This window comes from Jiulongibacter sp. NS-SX5, from assembly GCF_052828545.1.
Map to the genome: position 1 here is coordinate 4117701 of NZ_CM128248.1, position 15428 is coordinate 4133128.

At 38.8% G+C, this 15428-nt stretch carries 10 protein-coding genes; 4 read left to right on the plus strand and 6 right to left on the minus strand.

All coding sequences use genetic code 11. From position 1 onward, the window contains the following. Positions 1 to 39 precede the first annotated feature (39 nt). Positions 40 to 1524 carry a glycine--tRNA ligase gene (locus ACUXV0_RS18000; RefSeq protein WP_446190971.1) on the minus strand — a complete coding sequence of 495 codons (1485 nt, stop codon included), beginning with the start codon at positions 1522 to 1524 and terminating at the stop codon, positions 40 to 42. 218 nt (positions 1525 to 1742) lie between these two features. Between ACUXV0_RS18000 and ACUXV0_RS18005 the strand changes: the two genes are divergently transcribed. The 4 genes from ACUXV0_RS18005 (at position 1743) to ACUXV0_RS18020 (ending at position 9707) form a co-directional block, all read left to right on the plus strand. Continuing rightward, on the plus strand, positions 1743 to 2591 hold the full coding sequence (locus tag ACUXV0_RS18005) for a sulfurtransferase (RefSeq protein WP_446190972.1): 849 nt from the start codon (positions 1743 to 1745) through the stop codon (positions 2589 to 2591). Positions 2592 to 2729: 138 nt separating this feature from the next. Further along, on the plus strand, positions 2730 to 6920 hold the full coding sequence (locus tag ACUXV0_RS18010) for an NPCBM/NEW2 domain-containing protein (protein ID WP_446190973.1): 4191 nt from the start codon (positions 2730 to 2732) through the stop codon (positions 6918 to 6920). 136 nt (positions 6921 to 7056) lie between these two features. Next, positions 7057 to 7983, plus strand: coding sequence for a glycosyltransferase family 2 protein (locus ACUXV0_RS18015; RefSeq protein ID WP_446190974.1), 927 nt, complete (start codon positions 7057 to 7059; stop codon positions 7981 to 7983). Between the two features lie 62 nt (positions 7984 to 8045). Beyond that, positions 8046 to 9707 (plus strand): hypothetical protein, encoded by a 1662-nt coding sequence (locus tag ACUXV0_RS18020; protein ID WP_446190975.1) that lies wholly within the window; start codon positions 8046 to 8048, stop codon positions 9705 to 9707. A 96-nt stretch (positions 9708 to 9803) separates the two neighbouring features. Here the strand turns inward: ACUXV0_RS18020 and ACUXV0_RS18025 are convergent, their stop codons facing one another. Genes ACUXV0_RS18025 through rbfA form a run of 5 tightly spaced genes read right to left on the minus strand, consistent with a single transcriptional unit; the run spans position 9804 to position 15382 of the window. Further along, a complete protein-coding gene (locus ACUXV0_RS18025; protein WP_446190976.1) occupies positions 9804 to 10814 on the minus strand; it encodes an SPASM domain-containing protein in 1011 nt (336 codons plus the stop codon). Between the two features lie 3 nt (positions 10815 to 10817). Beyond that, the gene (locus tag ACUXV0_RS18030; protein ID WP_446190977.1) at positions 10818 to 13286 is read right to left on the minus strand and encodes a M1 family metallopeptidase; all 2469 of its coding nucleotides are present in this window, start codon (positions 13284 to 13286) and stop codon (positions 10818 to 10820) included. Between the two features lies 1 nt (position 13287). Further along, entirely contained in the window at positions 13288 to 13770 is a 483-nt protein-coding gene (locus ACUXV0_RS18035; RefSeq protein WP_446190978.1) for a hypothetical protein, read from the minus strand. Continuing rightward, positions 13763 to 14980: an FtsX-like permease family protein gene (locus ACUXV0_RS18040; RefSeq protein WP_446190979.1), complete on the minus strand. Its 1218-nt coding sequence runs from the start codon at positions 14978 to 14980 to the stop codon at positions 13763 to 13765. Before ACUXV0_RS18040 ends, ACUXV0_RS18035 begins: the two co-directional genes overlap by 8 nt. 9 nt (positions 14981 to 14989) lie before the next feature. Beyond that, positions 14990 to 15382, minus strand: coding sequence for a 30S ribosome-binding factor RbfA (rbfA, locus tag ACUXV0_RS18045; RefSeq protein WP_446190980.1), 393 nt, complete (start codon positions 15380 to 15382; stop codon positions 14990 to 14992). Positions 15383 to 15428 lie beyond the last annotated feature (46 nt).

Below are 15428 nucleotides of genomic sequence, written 5' to 3' on the forward strand. Positions count from 1 at the left end.
TGTGAAGTTTTGACCTCTATATTTTCAATTAAGCGAGCTCTAGATTTCTTCCAGAATTCTTTCAATAGCTACTTCCTTTGCAATTCTCTCTTTAAGCTCTGCAATGGGTACTCTTTCCTGCTCCATACTATCTCTGTGACGTATGGTTACACAGTTGTCTTCCTTGGTATCATAATCCACAGCTATACAGTATGGCGTACCAATGAGGTCCTGACGAGCATATCTCTTACCAATAGCCCCACCATCATCATAAATAGCTCTGAAAGAAGATTTTAAAGAGTTGGTGATTTCCTGGGCTATTTCTGCCAAGCCATCCTTTTTAACCAACGGTAATACAGCTGCCTTCACTGGGGCCAATGCAGGGTGTAGTTTTAAATAGGTTCTTTCTTTCTGCTTTTCGCCTTCTCCCACCATCTCTTTTGTGAATGCATTACAGAAAGTGGCAAGGAAAAGTCTATCTGCACCTACAGAAGTTTCTACCACGTAAGGGATGTAATTACCAAATGGTTTTCCTGTTTCAGGATTTACAGTTGGATCAAAGTACTGTTGTTTTTTCTTCGATAACTCCTGGTGATTTCTTAAGTCAAAATCGGTTCTGGAGTGAATACCTTCAATTTCTCTGAAACCAAAAGGGAATTTATATTCAATATCCACGGCTGCATTGGCATAGTGAGCCAGCTTCTCATGGTCATGGTATTGTAGATCTTCTGCCGGCAAGCCTATAGCTTTGTGGAAAGAAAGTCTGTTTTCTTTCCAGGTTTGATACCATTCCATTTCTGTACCAGGGCGTACGAAAAATTGCATTTCCATCTGCTCAAACTCTCGCATTCTAAATGTGAACTGGCGAGCTACTATCTCATTTCTGAACGCCTTACCAATCTGCGAGATTCCAAAAGGAATCTTCATTCTACCACTTTTCTGAACATTCAGGAAGTTTACAAATATCCCTTGAGCCGTTTCTGGTCTTAAATAAATCGTGTTTGAATCCTCAGCCACAGAGCCCACCTGAGTAGAGAACATGAGATTAAACTGACGAACGTCTGTCCAGTTTGAAGTTCCGCTAACCGGACAAACGATCCCTTCTTCAATGATCAGGTTTTTAACACCTTCAAGGTCTTCAGCACCAAGCAACTGGCCCATTTTATTTAATAGAGCCTGAGCTTCTTCTTTCTTGCCTTCATTGGTTAATATCTCGGCCTTACCTTCTAATAATTGATCTGCACGGTAGCGTTTTTTACTATCCTTATTGTCGATCATCGGGTCGTTAAAACCATCTACGTGACCTGAGGCTTTCCATGTTAGTGGATGCATAAAGATAGCCGCATCAATCCCCACGATATTATCGTTCAGCTGGGTCATGGCCTTCCACCAGGCATTTTTGAGATTATTTTTAAGTTCTACACCATTTTGACCGTAGTCATAAACGGCCTGTAGCCCGTCGTAAATTTCAGATGAAGGAAACACAAAACCATATTCTTTGGCGTGTGCAATAATATCTTGTAGGGTAGTGGCTGGTGCCGACATGTTTTGTTTCTTTTCGTTTGGTAGAATAGTTTTTGAAAGACGAAGTGACTTGAGACATAAGACAAGAGACGTGTGATAAAACTGAGTTTTTGTGTAGACAAAATGTTAGTCTTTTGTCTTGCGTCTATTGCCTTGAGTCTAGACTCATAGTCTTTTCATCAAAAACGAGGTGCAAAATTAAGGAAATGCTCTTAAATTCGGTCAAATAACATTGAATAATGACTGAATTGCAATTACCTGAAGGACCTTTAGTTTCTGTAGAATGGCTCAGCCAGCATATTGATCACCCACAAGTCAAAGTGGTTGAGTCTAAAATGAAACCTATTGGTGCACCGGATGATTGGGAGTCTGGTCAAAAAATACCGGGTGCAGTGCAAATGGATATCAATGCAGACTTTAGTGTTCTGGATACTCATTTGCCACACATGATGCCAGATGAAGCGTATTTTTCGAATGCAGCTCAGCAGATCGGTGTCAATCATGATTCTATCATTATTGTTTATGATCAGGTAGGAACCTACGGTAGCCCAAGAGCTTGGTGGAGTTTTAGAGCAATGGGGCATGCGAATGTGTATGTATTAAATGGAGGTTTTCCGGCATGGCAAAAGGCTGGTCATCAGACAGAGAAAGCAGAGTGGCCAGTGATGGATAAAGGAGATTTTGAGGCGAAAATGGATTCTTCCTTACTCTATGAATCTGAGGATGTGGTGAAAATACTGGGTAATTCAGATTTTCAGATCATGGATGCCAGATCACAAGGAAGATTTGATGCTACAGCCCCTGAACCTCGAAAAGGCTTGAGAGGTGGGCATATGCCTGGAGCGGTATGTCTGCCTTGGCAAAATGTACAATCTGGGATTTTTATGAAATCAAAAGAAGAGTTGACGGAGGTCTTCTATGAATTTGAGATTACTGACAAAAGACTCGTCATGACCTGTGGTTCGGGAGTTACGGCATCGGTCATAGCTCTCGCTGCTGAAATTGCAGGTTACCCCAATGCCGCCGTTTATGATGGCAGCTGGGCTGAGTGGGGCATGCCGAATGACCGGTGGCCGGTGGAGGTTTAAGGTTCTCCATATCAGCTTTAAGTGTTCGTATTTTAGATTAGTTTGTATGTACATGTAATTGCATTATTGATACTAATTATTTTTACGTTTAGTGGTTTGTTATGAGCTTTATAAATCACAATTTTTAAAGTTAAACCAATGAACACACACAAAATCATTCTTCTTGGATTAGTATCTCTTTTTTTATTTCATTCAACCGCTCGAGCTCAGACAGAGGAATGTTTTGAGTTGAGCAACTCTTATGTGCCAATTCCACCAGGTACATTGAATTCCTGTGATCTTAGTGATTATTATGGAGATTATGATAGATCAGCTTTTACAACAATTTGGGGTTACGGATCCCCAATTTGGCTAGGGGAATCGCCAATTCAAAATGGTGTACCCCAGTTTTCTTCTTACAAAGCTGGTTGGGATGGTTCTAATCATGCCGCTGCATATGGTCCTTCAGTTATACCAATTGACAACAGGCACATGTTTCGCAATGTGGCCCAGTTCATCTCTGAAGCCATTCTTGGCGACTCTGAGTTGAATTCCAAATATGGCAGTAATACCTACAATTGGGGGGCAATTTCGAATACTGATGCGGAAAAGATTGGAAGACTATTTCCCTCTTCTGCGGTTTGGGATGTAGAAACAAGTTTATATAAACCTGTCAGGTATTTCACATTTGACGAAGAAACTACTGGGGCAGATTCCTTCGGCAACATAGTTCCATTTACAGGTAGCGTCGTCAAAGGTATGAGAGACGTTCACCCAGATATGAGAATAACTTTATATGGTCATGCTACATATCGGGTTCCTTTTTATAGAGGAACTCCAGAAAGGTTCGACTTAAATAGCAGCAACCCATACACTCAATCAGATGTTAATTCATGGGTCTTAAATAACCAATTATTTGAGGATCCTCAAATAAAAGCAAGTCAGGCTTACATAGATGGAAATGTTAGTTATTTTAAGGCTCCGTACCCGCAGTCACAATCATTATACAAAAAAGTGAATGGTAGCTATATTCTAGATTCGAATGGAAACAGACTCTGGAGAGATGATGCTTTTACGGAACAAGTAGATAATAAGACTACCAATTGGTATCCTAATATCCAATACACACCTGACCCAAATAATGCTAGTATGCCATCAAATAAGCCTGATACCAAGTGGGCTGTTGAAGGTATTTACAGGATAAATGCGATGAATCAATTTTTTCTCATGGCAAGCAATGAAGCTACCAATGGATCATTAAGCATCACAAATCAAGTAAATAGAATCAACAAATTAAGTTCAATAGTTGCCCTTTATACTGAAAATTATACCTACGGAGGTAACGCCATAGAAAAGCGAAATTTGACTAGAAACCAAATAGAGTGGTTAATTAAATCTGCTTTATTTAAGGGTTTTGACCAAATTGAAACTTGGGAAAACGGAAATTTAAGCAACGGTCTTACTAACTCAAATAACCCTGCACCATTTCATTCTGGTTCTTTACAAACAACCGGAAATCCTATCTACCGTGATCATAATAACCCTAACGAGGAAGATCAAACTTTAGCCGATGATAATTGGAATCGATATAAAATAGCTACTAAAGCTATTACCGACATGAGAGAAGTCTTTGAGGTTCATCCGAAAACAGACCCTTCATTACGATATCTTCAATTTGCAAAAAATATTGATGCTCATTATAACAGAGAGATACTTATTGATGGTCTATACTCTGGGAATACTGTTACCTTGATGCTTTGGTACCCTTTTAATGACCCTGCTGACAGTCAAAATATTGATTTTTACATGGGAAATACAAAGACATCATTCACACTTAACGGAAGAGAGCTTAAAACCGTAAGATTTCATAATATTCCGTCAGGTTTATCAGCTTCTGACTTTAAAATAGTTTACACAAACATTTCTGGTCAGGAACTGAGATTGACTGGAGATATTATGAATCATACTTTCTCTAATTTACCTTCTAATACAGTTCCTTTTGAATGCGGGCAGGTAGCGTCTCCTTCCAACTTGAGATATGAATGGTTGAACAATCGTCTATTTCTTTATGGGAACTGTTCCTTTGGAGCGGAGTTACAATGGGAGGGAGAGAGTTCATATGGAGCCGGTTCAAACCTAAGTGCTAATGCCTTCAGTAGCTTTGATATTAATGCAGTTGTTCCTGAGTGTCAAAATTATAGAGCCCGCTGTATTACGAAAGATGGAAATACGAGCAATTGGTCAACTTTGAAGGTTTGTCCGCCAAGTAATTCAGGGCCAGAAGAAATAGATGTTACCACAGAACATCAGAATTTACTTATTTCCGCGTCCCAATGGAATGGCACTCTGAAAATTAATACAAATCATTCTGGTGGTCCATTAAGAATCGGAGGAGAAACATTTAGCACAGGCTTAGGAACTCACTCGATTTCGAATATTAAATATGATCTTGGCGGCACTTACGTCAATTTTTCCGGGAAAGTTGGTTTAGATGACGCTATAAATGGTCAATGTGGCGATAACAAAATTATCTTCAAGATATATGGGGATAATACTTTGATTTGGGAATCTGCATTATTAGGTAAGGATGACCTAGCCGTTGGTTTTGATGTCTCTGTTTCTGGAGTTCAGGAACTTGAGTTAGAAGTTGGAATGGGTGATGGGAGCATATCCTGCGACCATGCTGATTGGGTTGATTTACGACTTTCAAATCTTCCAACCCTCACAGAGCCTACGGATTTAGTTGCTGGCCCTAATCCCATCGTTGTTCTCAACGGAAGCTCTACTTTAACGGGAAATTGTATCGTTGGTGTTTTAGAATGGGATGGACTTTCAGGAACATCCCCTTCTGTAAGTCCAACTCAAAATACTGTTTACCGGGCGAGATGTACAGAAGGAGGTAGCTTCACGGATTGGGTAGAGATTGAAGTATTTGTAGATAATACCTCTACATGCGAAGTGGACTTGTTGTCTATTCACAATAACATTCTCATTTCTGCCTCACAATGGAATGGTACGTTAAAACTCAATACTAATCATAGTGGGTATCCACTTAAAATTGGAGGAGTTACTTATTCTACAGGTTTAGGTACACACTCAGTCTCAAATGTAAAATACAATTTAGGAGGAACATACTCCAGTTTTTCTGGTAAAGTAGGTTTAGATGATGCGATAAACGGGCAATGTGGTGATAATAAAGTTGTATTTAAAATTTATGGTGATAATAGCTTAATTTGGGAATCTCCTTTGCTAGGAAAAGATGATGCTGCATTCGGTTTTGACCTCTCAGTTTCAGGTGTACAAGAACTAGAACTGGAAGTAGACATGGGAGATGGAAGTACCTCATGTGATCATGCGGACTGGGTTGATCTAGTGCTAGGCTGCCAGCCGGTAACTATTGGCACACCTGTAAATGTTTATGCAGACCCTAATCCAATAGTTAACCCAAATGGATTTGCCCAGCTCTTTGCAACTTGTCCAAGTGGCTTACCTGAATGGGAAGGCCTGTCGGGTACATCTCCCACCGTTTCTCCATTGACCGATCAAATTTATCGCGTTCGATGCAAATTGGGTAATGACCACAGTTCATATGTACCTATGACCGTAAGAGTCGATATTTCAGGTGGCTGCCAGACAAATTTAACTTCTTTAAATCCTTTGGTTGCCTCTCAATATAGTGGTACTCTTAAAACCAATCTGGATTATTCAGGGTATGGATTAAATATTGACGGCACTGATTACTCAACAGGACTTGGAACACACAGTGTCAGTTATATTAAATATGATGTTAGTGCGGGATATGGTGCATTTACTGGAAAGGCAGGAATAGATGATAATATTATCGGACAGTGTGGTCAAAATGAGGTAGAATTTGAAATCTGGACTGATGGAGTGAAACAATGGGGCTCAGGTATATTAACACCAACTTCTCCTGCTGCTCCTTTTGTGGTTCAACTTGCAGGGGTCTCAGAGCTCGAGCTTAAAGTAAATGCTGGCACAGATGGCTCCTCTTGTGATCATGCCAACTGGGTTAACTTGTTTATGGACGGGTGCCCGAGTCAAAATACTCGGAGAGGAACTAAATCATCCTATTCACCTAGTTCTCAAGTTGAGATTATTTCAAACGTCAATTTATCTATATACCCTTCTCCTGCAGTGGACAAAATATCCTTTGGTCTTGATAAGAATATAGAGATACTAAACGCTTCAATTATGGATGTGAATGGAAGAGTTCTCATTAATAGCTCAGAGAAGGGAGAGGTTGATATTTCGAGTCTAAATCCAGGGAAATATTTACTCAGAGTAGAATTAGAGGAGGGGTCTTTATCAAAAGGCTTTGTCAAGAAATAAGTGCTGTATGAATTATTCAAAAAGTCTGCAATCGTCGCAGACTTTTTGTTTTTATGGATTGATTTAAATTTGAAATAAAATGGTTTATTCCGCTTCTTTGTAGCCTGTCCGCTATTGTACGAAAGAATACTAATTAATGGCTAAACATTTTGCAATTATAACTCCTTGTTTCAATGAGGGAGAGACAGTAGATATTTTTCTCTCTGAAGTTCAAGATTTACTTTTTAACTCAGATTTCGAATTCACTATATACGTTATTGATGACCACTCAACGGATGACACCTTAACTTATCTAAAAGAATTTAAAGTTAAATATGATAATGTGCATCTCAAGATCATTAGGTTAAAATATAATATGGGACATCAGGAGGCAATTAGACAAGGTTTGCTGTTTATTAACCATTTTATAGATGAATATGAGTCTGTTATAGTAATGGATAGCGATGGAGAAGATGATCCTGCTGCAATACTAAAAGGTTTAGAGTTTGACGAATATGATATAATTGTTTTTGAGAGAGGGAAAAGAAATGAGGGTTGGAAGTTTCAGATTGGATACCTGTTATACAAGGTTTTGTTCAGGATTGTTACCGGTAAATCAATTACGTTCGGGAATTATTCAATTTTAAAGGCAAATGTTGTAAGAGCAATTTCTCAGCAAAAGTTTTATCATTTTCCGGGATTTTTATCCAAACAGAAATATAGAATAAAGAAGATTAAATTTGACAGGAGGAGTAGAATCAATGGGGTTTCTAAAATGTCGTATAATGGATTAGTACTTCATGGTCTTAAGTCTTTGGTTGAATACTCTGAAGAACTATTATACTTCTTCATAAAAAATTTGGTTGTATTAATTTCATTTTCTCTGATATTTGGATTGGTTGTCCTATACAAGAAATTTATTTCACACGAAGCTATTCTTGGTTGGGCAAGTAATGTAGGTATTGGATTAATACAGCTAATTCTAGTGATCTCAACCTTTCTGGCTTCGAGCCTTTTACTCTTATCAATAAAAAATATGCTAAAAAAGTCCGATGAAAACTTGTATGAGTTGATTCGGGATTAACTTTGACTGTTTATGGAGTTAAAATTAAACCTTAAAAACTACTCAATTTCATCTTATTAAGAATGCCGATAATTGATATACTCGATAGCACTGTAATAAAGGTTACTATATTCCTTGTTTTCCTATCACTTTTAGTATTCGAAATGAGGAGGGGGCAGTTGAAAAAGTTGTCAGGCTATCTTCTGTTTTTTCTTTCAGTCATTTTCATGTTTACTTTCAAATGGTATCCATTGGTTTTTAATGGTCCTTTGAATGGAGATGAGGCATTCGTGTACAGTACTGCATTAACCTTATTAAATGTCGACCCCATACCCTTCAGGTATATTGATTTTACAACCTTAGGTCCGGTTCACAATTACTTTTTCTTAATTCCTCAGTTCCTAGGTTTTAAAGTGTCATTTACCGGAATACGATGGGTATGGATTGCTTCTTTGATATTGACTCTGATATTGACATATAAGTCTTTGGTCAATTTTTACGGAAAAAGGAACAGTCTTTTGTTTTTCTTTTATCCTTTTTTGCTTTGGGCCACTTCTTACATATATGACTTTAACTTCTTTTACAATGAATTGACCTGCTCTTTATTCTTGTCGGCTGGACTTTATCTATTCTCTAAAAATCTCAGAGAAAATGAAATACATAAAAATTTGTTTGACTTTCTTTCTGTAATTCTTCTTTCTATATCTGTATATGCTAAACCTCATGCCGCTCTTTTTGCGTTTACTATTGTTTTCTTTATAATGTTGAATAAACTCATAAAGGAAGGGCTGAGCCCGGTCTACATCCTAAAATTTATTGTTTCTGGTTTTGCGTTTTCTGTTTTTTTTCTCGGATTTCTTTATTTCCATGATAGTCTGGATGAATTTTTCCTATTTTACATTGATATAAATCTTGGTTATGGAAATAAGATTGGACTACAGGAGAGAATATTTAACGCTTTTGTGGTGAGGTCCACTACGGAGCCTGGTCTCAACTATTTTGTAAAGCACCTTTATTTGCTTTTGACTTTAACAATGCCCGTTATCTTATTGCTGAGAAAGAGGTTCTGGAATATTAAGTCCATTTTTATTGTTGTTTTTTCTGTGGTAACAATAATTTCAATAAGTATTCCTGGTACAAATTATGGGCACTATTATAATTTCATTTTACTTAGTTTGCCTTTAATGATTGGTTATATAGGACAAGAGTTGAAGGGGTTCTGGCAGAGTCTATATAAATGGTCCTTAATTGTCCTTTGCACGATATTCTTTATGTTCTCCTTAAGAAGTCATACTTTTAGATATGATAATCTAAAAGAAAATGAAAGGGATTATTACACAAATTTGGTCAGGACGGATGTTTCCAAAACGTTGTTGAAGAAGGCTTCTGAATATAAAATGGAAAGTCCAAAACTTGCCATCTTTGATTGGAGAAATGAAATATATATAGAGACGGGCTTTATGCCTGCTACACACTACACAATGCCAGAGAGACTTATAGGTGGTCAGGTTCCTGATCTAGAAATTGTATCTAAAACTAGAAAGATATACCTAGATGATTTAAAGAAGAACAGGCCGGAATTCTTCTTGGTGGCTAAAGGAACTACATATTCATATTGGGACATGACTCTTGAATCAATGAAAGAAATGCCAAACATCTACGAATACTTTGTCAACAATTATAGTCTTATTGGTGAACAAAGCGAACTCGAAATTTATATCCGAAATGATTATAAGGGGTTATGATTAAATCGAGAATTGTTGGCTTACAAATCTGAGCTTATTTATGTTTTTAAAGAAATATAAATAAATTAATGAAAGGTATGCAAACTTGTGAATAGCCTATACCATTGCCCCCTCACTACAATTTTTACAAATCTCCACCTCTGAACGGGATTTGACAAGGGCAGCTCTAAACTTCTTGTAGCTTGTTGAATTCCAGATTTCTTTGAAGCTGAATTCGCTTAATGAGCCCATAGGGTGTTCTGAATCCTTATCGAAGCAACATGGTACAAGCTGGCCGTCCCAGGTGATCACACAGCTATGCCACATTTTCCAACAATGATTCAGGAGCCTGTTTTTGATGGAGTACGTACCGTCTCCAATATTATGGTAACGTGAGTATTTATCTATCGTAGGGATCAACTCATTGCCATGCTCATATTCATAAATCTGAGCTGTTTTGAGTTTTACCTCATCAACGCCATATTCTTCCGCCAATCGGTATACGTCATCTATTTGATGCTCATTGGGCTTCACCACTAAAAATTGGAATATAGTATGCGGAGTAGAAGAGTTTAACTTTTTCTTCGCTTCTATAAGGTTCTTTGTGCCCTCTAAAACCTTGGATAATTGACCGCCCACGCGATACTGCTGATAGGTCTCTTGTGTAGTGCCGTCAATAGAAATAATAATTCTATCTAGTCCACTCTTTACCGTTTTCTCCGCCATTTCGGGAGTGAGATAATGGGCATTGGTGCTGGTGGCCGTATAGATTTTTCTAGAGGAGGCAAATTTGACCATTTCCAGAAAATCTTTATGGAGATAAGGCTCGCCTTGGAAATAAAATGTGAGATAGAGTAGAGAGTTTTTCAACTGCTCAATAGTGCTCTCATACATATTTTTGGCCAGCATTCCGGTTGGTCTGGTAAAAGACCGAAGACCACTGGGGCACTCCGGACAGCGGAGGTTACAACTGGTAGTGGGTTCAAAACCAATGGCCATTGGCAAACCGATTATCGATGGCTTTTGCGTGATTTTTGACAAGCCATATGATCCCAAAATGCCTAGGGCATTTAAGAATCGCCGCGGTGTGATTTTACTGGCAAAATTTAGCTTGTCTCTCCAGGTCATACACTAATCAACGGGCAGCTGCTTATAAAGTTCTTTAAGTTGTGGATGTTTTTCAGAGCTGATAATTTCACGAAGAGCCTCCATAGCTTCAGGATGTTCTGTGAGCAAGAATATCGTTTGAGTGGCCGCATATCTACCTACCCAAAGCGACTCGTTTAACGCAATATCTTTGACAAAATCGATACTTTTCAGCTGGATTTCCTGAGGTGCTGCTACCAGGTAACTTCCCAGAATTCCCATCGTTTGATAGAGTTCAGAGCCTGTAAACTCTGACATTCTTTTGGTAAACCATTCATAATGATCAGCAGAAGCCTTTTCTGCTCTGTGATTGGCTACGGCAGTGAATATATTGACGTCATTTATGTCTGCCATTTCATGACAAAGTGAGTCAGCATCTGGTGGAGTACTGATAAGAATCGCCTCTAAAGACGCGGCCCTTACTCCATAAGACGTGTCTGCCAGTGCTTTTCTAAAAAGAAGGTCATTCTGAGGGTTTAGGAAGTTCTTCATAGCCAATATGGCTGCCGATCTTACATTTGATTTTTCATCGGTTCTGATGATGGACTGTAATTGACGTTCTACTTTCAAAAAGTCGTCTCCGTCGTAATCAAAGAACTGGTGAACTGCCAATTCTCTAATCCTCCAGAACGGGTCTTCGAGTAGATCAAGAGTCATATTTCTTCTGTCTTCATCAAACATGGCATTTAAGCTCAATTCTCCACTCAATTCCTCAGTATTGGTTAGCTTTCTGAAGGCCTCTGCTCTGGTAACTACACCTTTTGAATGAGTGGCCATTGCAAAAAGCTCTTTTTCACTATGCTCCATTTCTACTTCTCCGAGAAAATCAGCAAACGGATCTACATTGACAAATGAAGGTTCATCATCCAGTTTAAATTCCACGCTCTGAAGGCTGTCATTCACATAGACCGTTTTTAGGACTGAGTTATCTCCTTGACCAAGCTCTAAAGTCAAAGGGAATTGGTAAATCGTTTGATTTACAGAATCAAGTTTTTGGCTGATGTTAAGTTTGAGCCTGCCGTTCTCAAAAGTTTTGTCAATATGTAATCTCGGATGACCTGGTTTTAAGAACCATTGTTCAAAAATGCCATTTAAATCTCTTCCCGTGACTTCTTCAAAGGCCTGTCTTAAATCATGAATCTCTGCATTCTGAAAGGCATTATCCTTTAAATAAAGCTGTAGCGATGCAAAAAAAGCTTCATCCCCAACTTCCTGTCTGAGCATATGTAATATTCTGCCACCCTTGGCATAGGTGTGATTATCAAACATATTCTCCTTGTCTTCATAGGCATATCTTATGACAGGTAACTGTTTGTCCTCTGCTTCATCAAGGTATTGCGATCGAGCAATAGAATTTTGCCATTGACCTTCTTCAGCTCCATAATAATGAGCTTGCCATAGGTATTCAGAATAATCGGCAAAAGCCTCGTTTAGGGTTAGATTAGCCCAAGACTCAGCAGTGACAATATTACCAAACCAATGATGGAAAAGCTCATGAGCGATAACTCCATCATTATTACCGTCTATCAGCTGATTAGCTGTTTTCTGTATTCCACTGCCATGAACGGTGGCGGTGGTATTTTCCATAGCTCCACTTACATAGTCTCTAACGGCTATCTGAGCATACTTTTGCCATGGAAACTTCATGTCCAGAAGGTCTTCAAAATACCAGATCATAGCTGGTGTTCGACCAAAAATGGCTTGAGCACTTTCTTTAAACTGCGGCTCTACATAATAACTGACCTCGTATTCCTTAAAACGCTCATCTACCACTTTTTCAAACTCACCCGCAGCTATCATTGTCAGGTATACGGCGTGTTCAATATTCTGATACCAGGTGTCGGTTCGAGTTCCGTTTTTATTCTCTTTAGACTTAATGAGAAGGCCGTTTGAAAGCGTTTTGTAGGTTGTAGGAACAGTTAGACTGATGGTTTGTGTGTGTTTTTGATTTGGACTATCAAGCGTAGGAAACCAAACGCTATTGTATTCAGTTTCTCCTTCTGTCCAGAGTTGCTCGGGGCTTGAAGTGCTTTTATTGATAAAATAGAGCCCTTTAAATCCTTGGTCTTTAAAGGCTGGCACCTCTTTTACCAAGTCTGGTTTAGCTGTGTAGTCTACATTGATCTGAAGAGTGTCGCCTTTGGTATACTTTCGGTCTAAATGAATTTTCAATTTCAATTGATCATATTCAAAACGAGCTTTTTTGTCTTTTATTCCTACAGAATGGATGGTCATGCCTTTGGCATCTAAAATCAGTTCATCCTGTGCATAAAACCAAGGCTTGAGTAAGAGCTCTGCAGAGCCTTCCAGTTGATTTCTGGTCCAGTCCGGCTTGAGCTCAAGAGTCGTATGAATGAGGTCGAAAAGTTTCGTTTCTGACCCATGATAAGTGTTTTGAGCTTCTGCTTTGCAAAGCAAAAAGAACCCAATGACTAACAGTAAACACTTCTTCATACTAGCGAGCTTTTTTCAAGTCGTTATAGAAATACTCTTTCAACAGATTCAGCTTGTAACCGTAAGCATCATCTTCATCCAGAAGGCTCACTTTATAGACTCTTTTAAAAATGAAGTCATCTAAGCTGGCATAGCCTCCCTTGATTTGCAGCGTAAGCGTAAGGTCTGCAGGGTTGTATTGCCAACGGCTTTGTTCTACATCCATATCCAGGAAATCTACACCTGCACAGGCAAAAACGTCTTCGCTGCTTTGATAATCATATTCTAGTGAGCCGTTTGGTAAAAACTTCCAAATCATGGTATTTAAGGACACCTTGTCTTTGGTGTAATTTTCAAACACAATTTCCTTTTTCTCAATCTTCGGAGTCCTTAGAATCCAACTTTGAGAGTCATCTAATAATTGTAAAAACTTAGATACGTCCTGTGCCTTGAGGGTGATTGATCCTAAAGTCAAGAGCACTAATAAAAGTCCTTTTTTAATCATAGGTGGTCATAAATTTCTCGGCTTTTCTGGCAGGAAACCAGCTGGCCAGGAATGCGATATTGATAATACCGATTAGCGAAAATAATACGTCTGAGGTTTTTAATAAAACGGGGTAAGCATCTACTATGGCAAACTCCATTCCCATGGATAACCAGCCAAATTGCATTTGACTCCAGCAGATTCCAACACCAATAACCAGACCCAGTAATGCTCCTGATAGTGAAATGATTCCTCCTTCAGTGATAAAGATTTTTCTTACCAGGTTTTTGTCTGCCCCTAAGGCTGATAAGGTTTGAATATCATCTCGCTTGTCTAATACAAGCATTGTCAGAGCGAAATAAATATTAAAGCTGGCTATGCCAATGATAAATAACAAAGCCAAAAAGATAAAAAGCTTCTCAATTTTGATAGCTCTATACAAGGCAGCGTTTTGTTCATCACGGTCTTGCACCTTGAAGCCTTCACCAAGTAAGCTGATAAGTTCTGATTTTACTTTTCCACTCAATTGCTCATCTTCCAGCCTTATTTCAACAGCCGTTCGCTTGTCATAAAGTTCGGTTAGATTTTCCATGACATCCAGTGGAATGTAAACGAGGTTGTCATATTTCTGCTCCAAAACGAATGTCCCGGAAACCGGCAGGTATTCTCTGTTGATATTGTCTTCCGGATTTATGGCATTGATTTTTTGATTTCTTGGGTACCACAGCTGAATAGGGCGGAGGTAATTAAAACTCTGGAGGTTTAAGGTCTGGAATACACCAGCACCTACAAAAGCAAAATTCTCATCACCTTCCTGAGTTAATAATTCCCCGTCAAATTTATTCTCGGCCAATGGATTATTTATCTGAAAAGTGCTGTCTACCCCTTTGACCACCACTACGATTTGTTGATCTTCTCTTCTGGCCAGAGCATTATCTTCAATTACCTCTGTCGCCTGGTAAACGCCTTCAATACCTCGAATTTTAGAAATGTCAATATCCTCCAAAGCAAAGGTTTTTCCCGAAGTCGGACTAACCTTAATATCAGGGTCTGAACTTTTGAAGATGGTACGGTTCAGATCTTCCAGACCGTTAAACACCGAAAGTACGATAATGAGGGCAGCAGTTCCAACGCACACCCCAAGCATAGAAATTATTGAAATGAAATGTATAAAGCCTCTCTTCTTTCCTGAGAAGAAGTATTTTTTCGCAATATGGAAAGAGAGATTCATGCAGTCAGATTAGCGGCTGTAAGTTTCATCGTCTTCCTCATCTTCAGGAGCAGGCGGAATCTCAAGGTCTGCAAAAAGCTCGTTCATACGCTGAGCATATTCCGCGGAGTCATCAATGAAAAACTGGAAGTTTGGAACAATCCTGAACTGATTTCTGACACGATCGCCGAAAATTCCTCTAATCTTCTTGGTCTGCTGACGAACCTTCTCCAGAGTTCCCTCTTTATCATCTGTCATCAGAAAACTTAGATAAACACGAGCTATGGCCAGGTCTGGCGAAACTTTCACATCTGTAATGGTAATAAACGCATTATCAAATGCCAGTTTGAAGTCCTTCTGGAAGATTTCTCCCAGGTCTTTTTGTATTTGTCTAGATACCTGTTTTTGCCTTTTATTTTCCATCTCGCTTATCCTTTGCTTTAGCCCTGCAAATATCTCAGTTTATTTT

Excerpts from the sequence above, each read along its gene's own strand:
- ACUXV0_RS18000 (WP_446190971.1), bottom strand. The coding sequence starts at position 1,524 with ATGTCGGCACCAGCCACTACCCTACAAGATATTATTGCACACGCCAAA.
- ACUXV0_RS18005 (WP_446190972.1), top strand. The coding sequence starts at position 1,743 with ATGACTGAATTGCAATTACCTGAAGGACCTTTAGTTTCTGTAGAATGG.
- ACUXV0_RS18010 (WP_446190973.1), top strand. The coding sequence starts at position 2,730 with ATGAACACACACAAAATCATTCTTCTTGGATTAGTATCTCTTTTTTTA.
- ACUXV0_RS18015 (WP_446190974.1), top strand. The coding sequence starts at position 7,057 with ATGGCTAAACATTTTGCAATTATAACTCCTTGTTTCAATGAGGGAGAG.
- ACUXV0_RS18020 (WP_446190975.1), top strand. The coding sequence starts at position 8,046 with ATGCCGATAATTGATATACTCGATAGCACTGTAATAAAGGTTACTATA.
- ACUXV0_RS18025 (WP_446190976.1), bottom strand. The coding sequence starts at position 10,814 with ATGACCTGGAGAGACAAGCTAAATTTTGCCAGTAAAATCACACCGCGG.
- ACUXV0_RS18030 (WP_446190977.1), bottom strand. The coding sequence starts at position 13,286 with ATGAAGAAGTGTTTACTGTTAGTCATTGGGTTCTTTTTGCTTTGCAAA.
- ACUXV0_RS18035 (WP_446190978.1), bottom strand. The coding sequence starts at position 13,770 with ATGATTAAAAAAGGACTTTTATTAGTGCTCTTGACTTTAGGATCAATC.
- ACUXV0_RS18040 (WP_446190979.1), bottom strand. The coding sequence starts at position 14,980 with ATGAATCTCTCTTTCCATATTGCGAAAAAATACTTCTTCTCAGGAAAG.
- rbfA (WP_446190980.1), bottom strand. The coding sequence starts at position 15,382 with ATGGAAAATAAAAGGCAAAAACAGGTATCTAGACAAATACAAAAAGAC.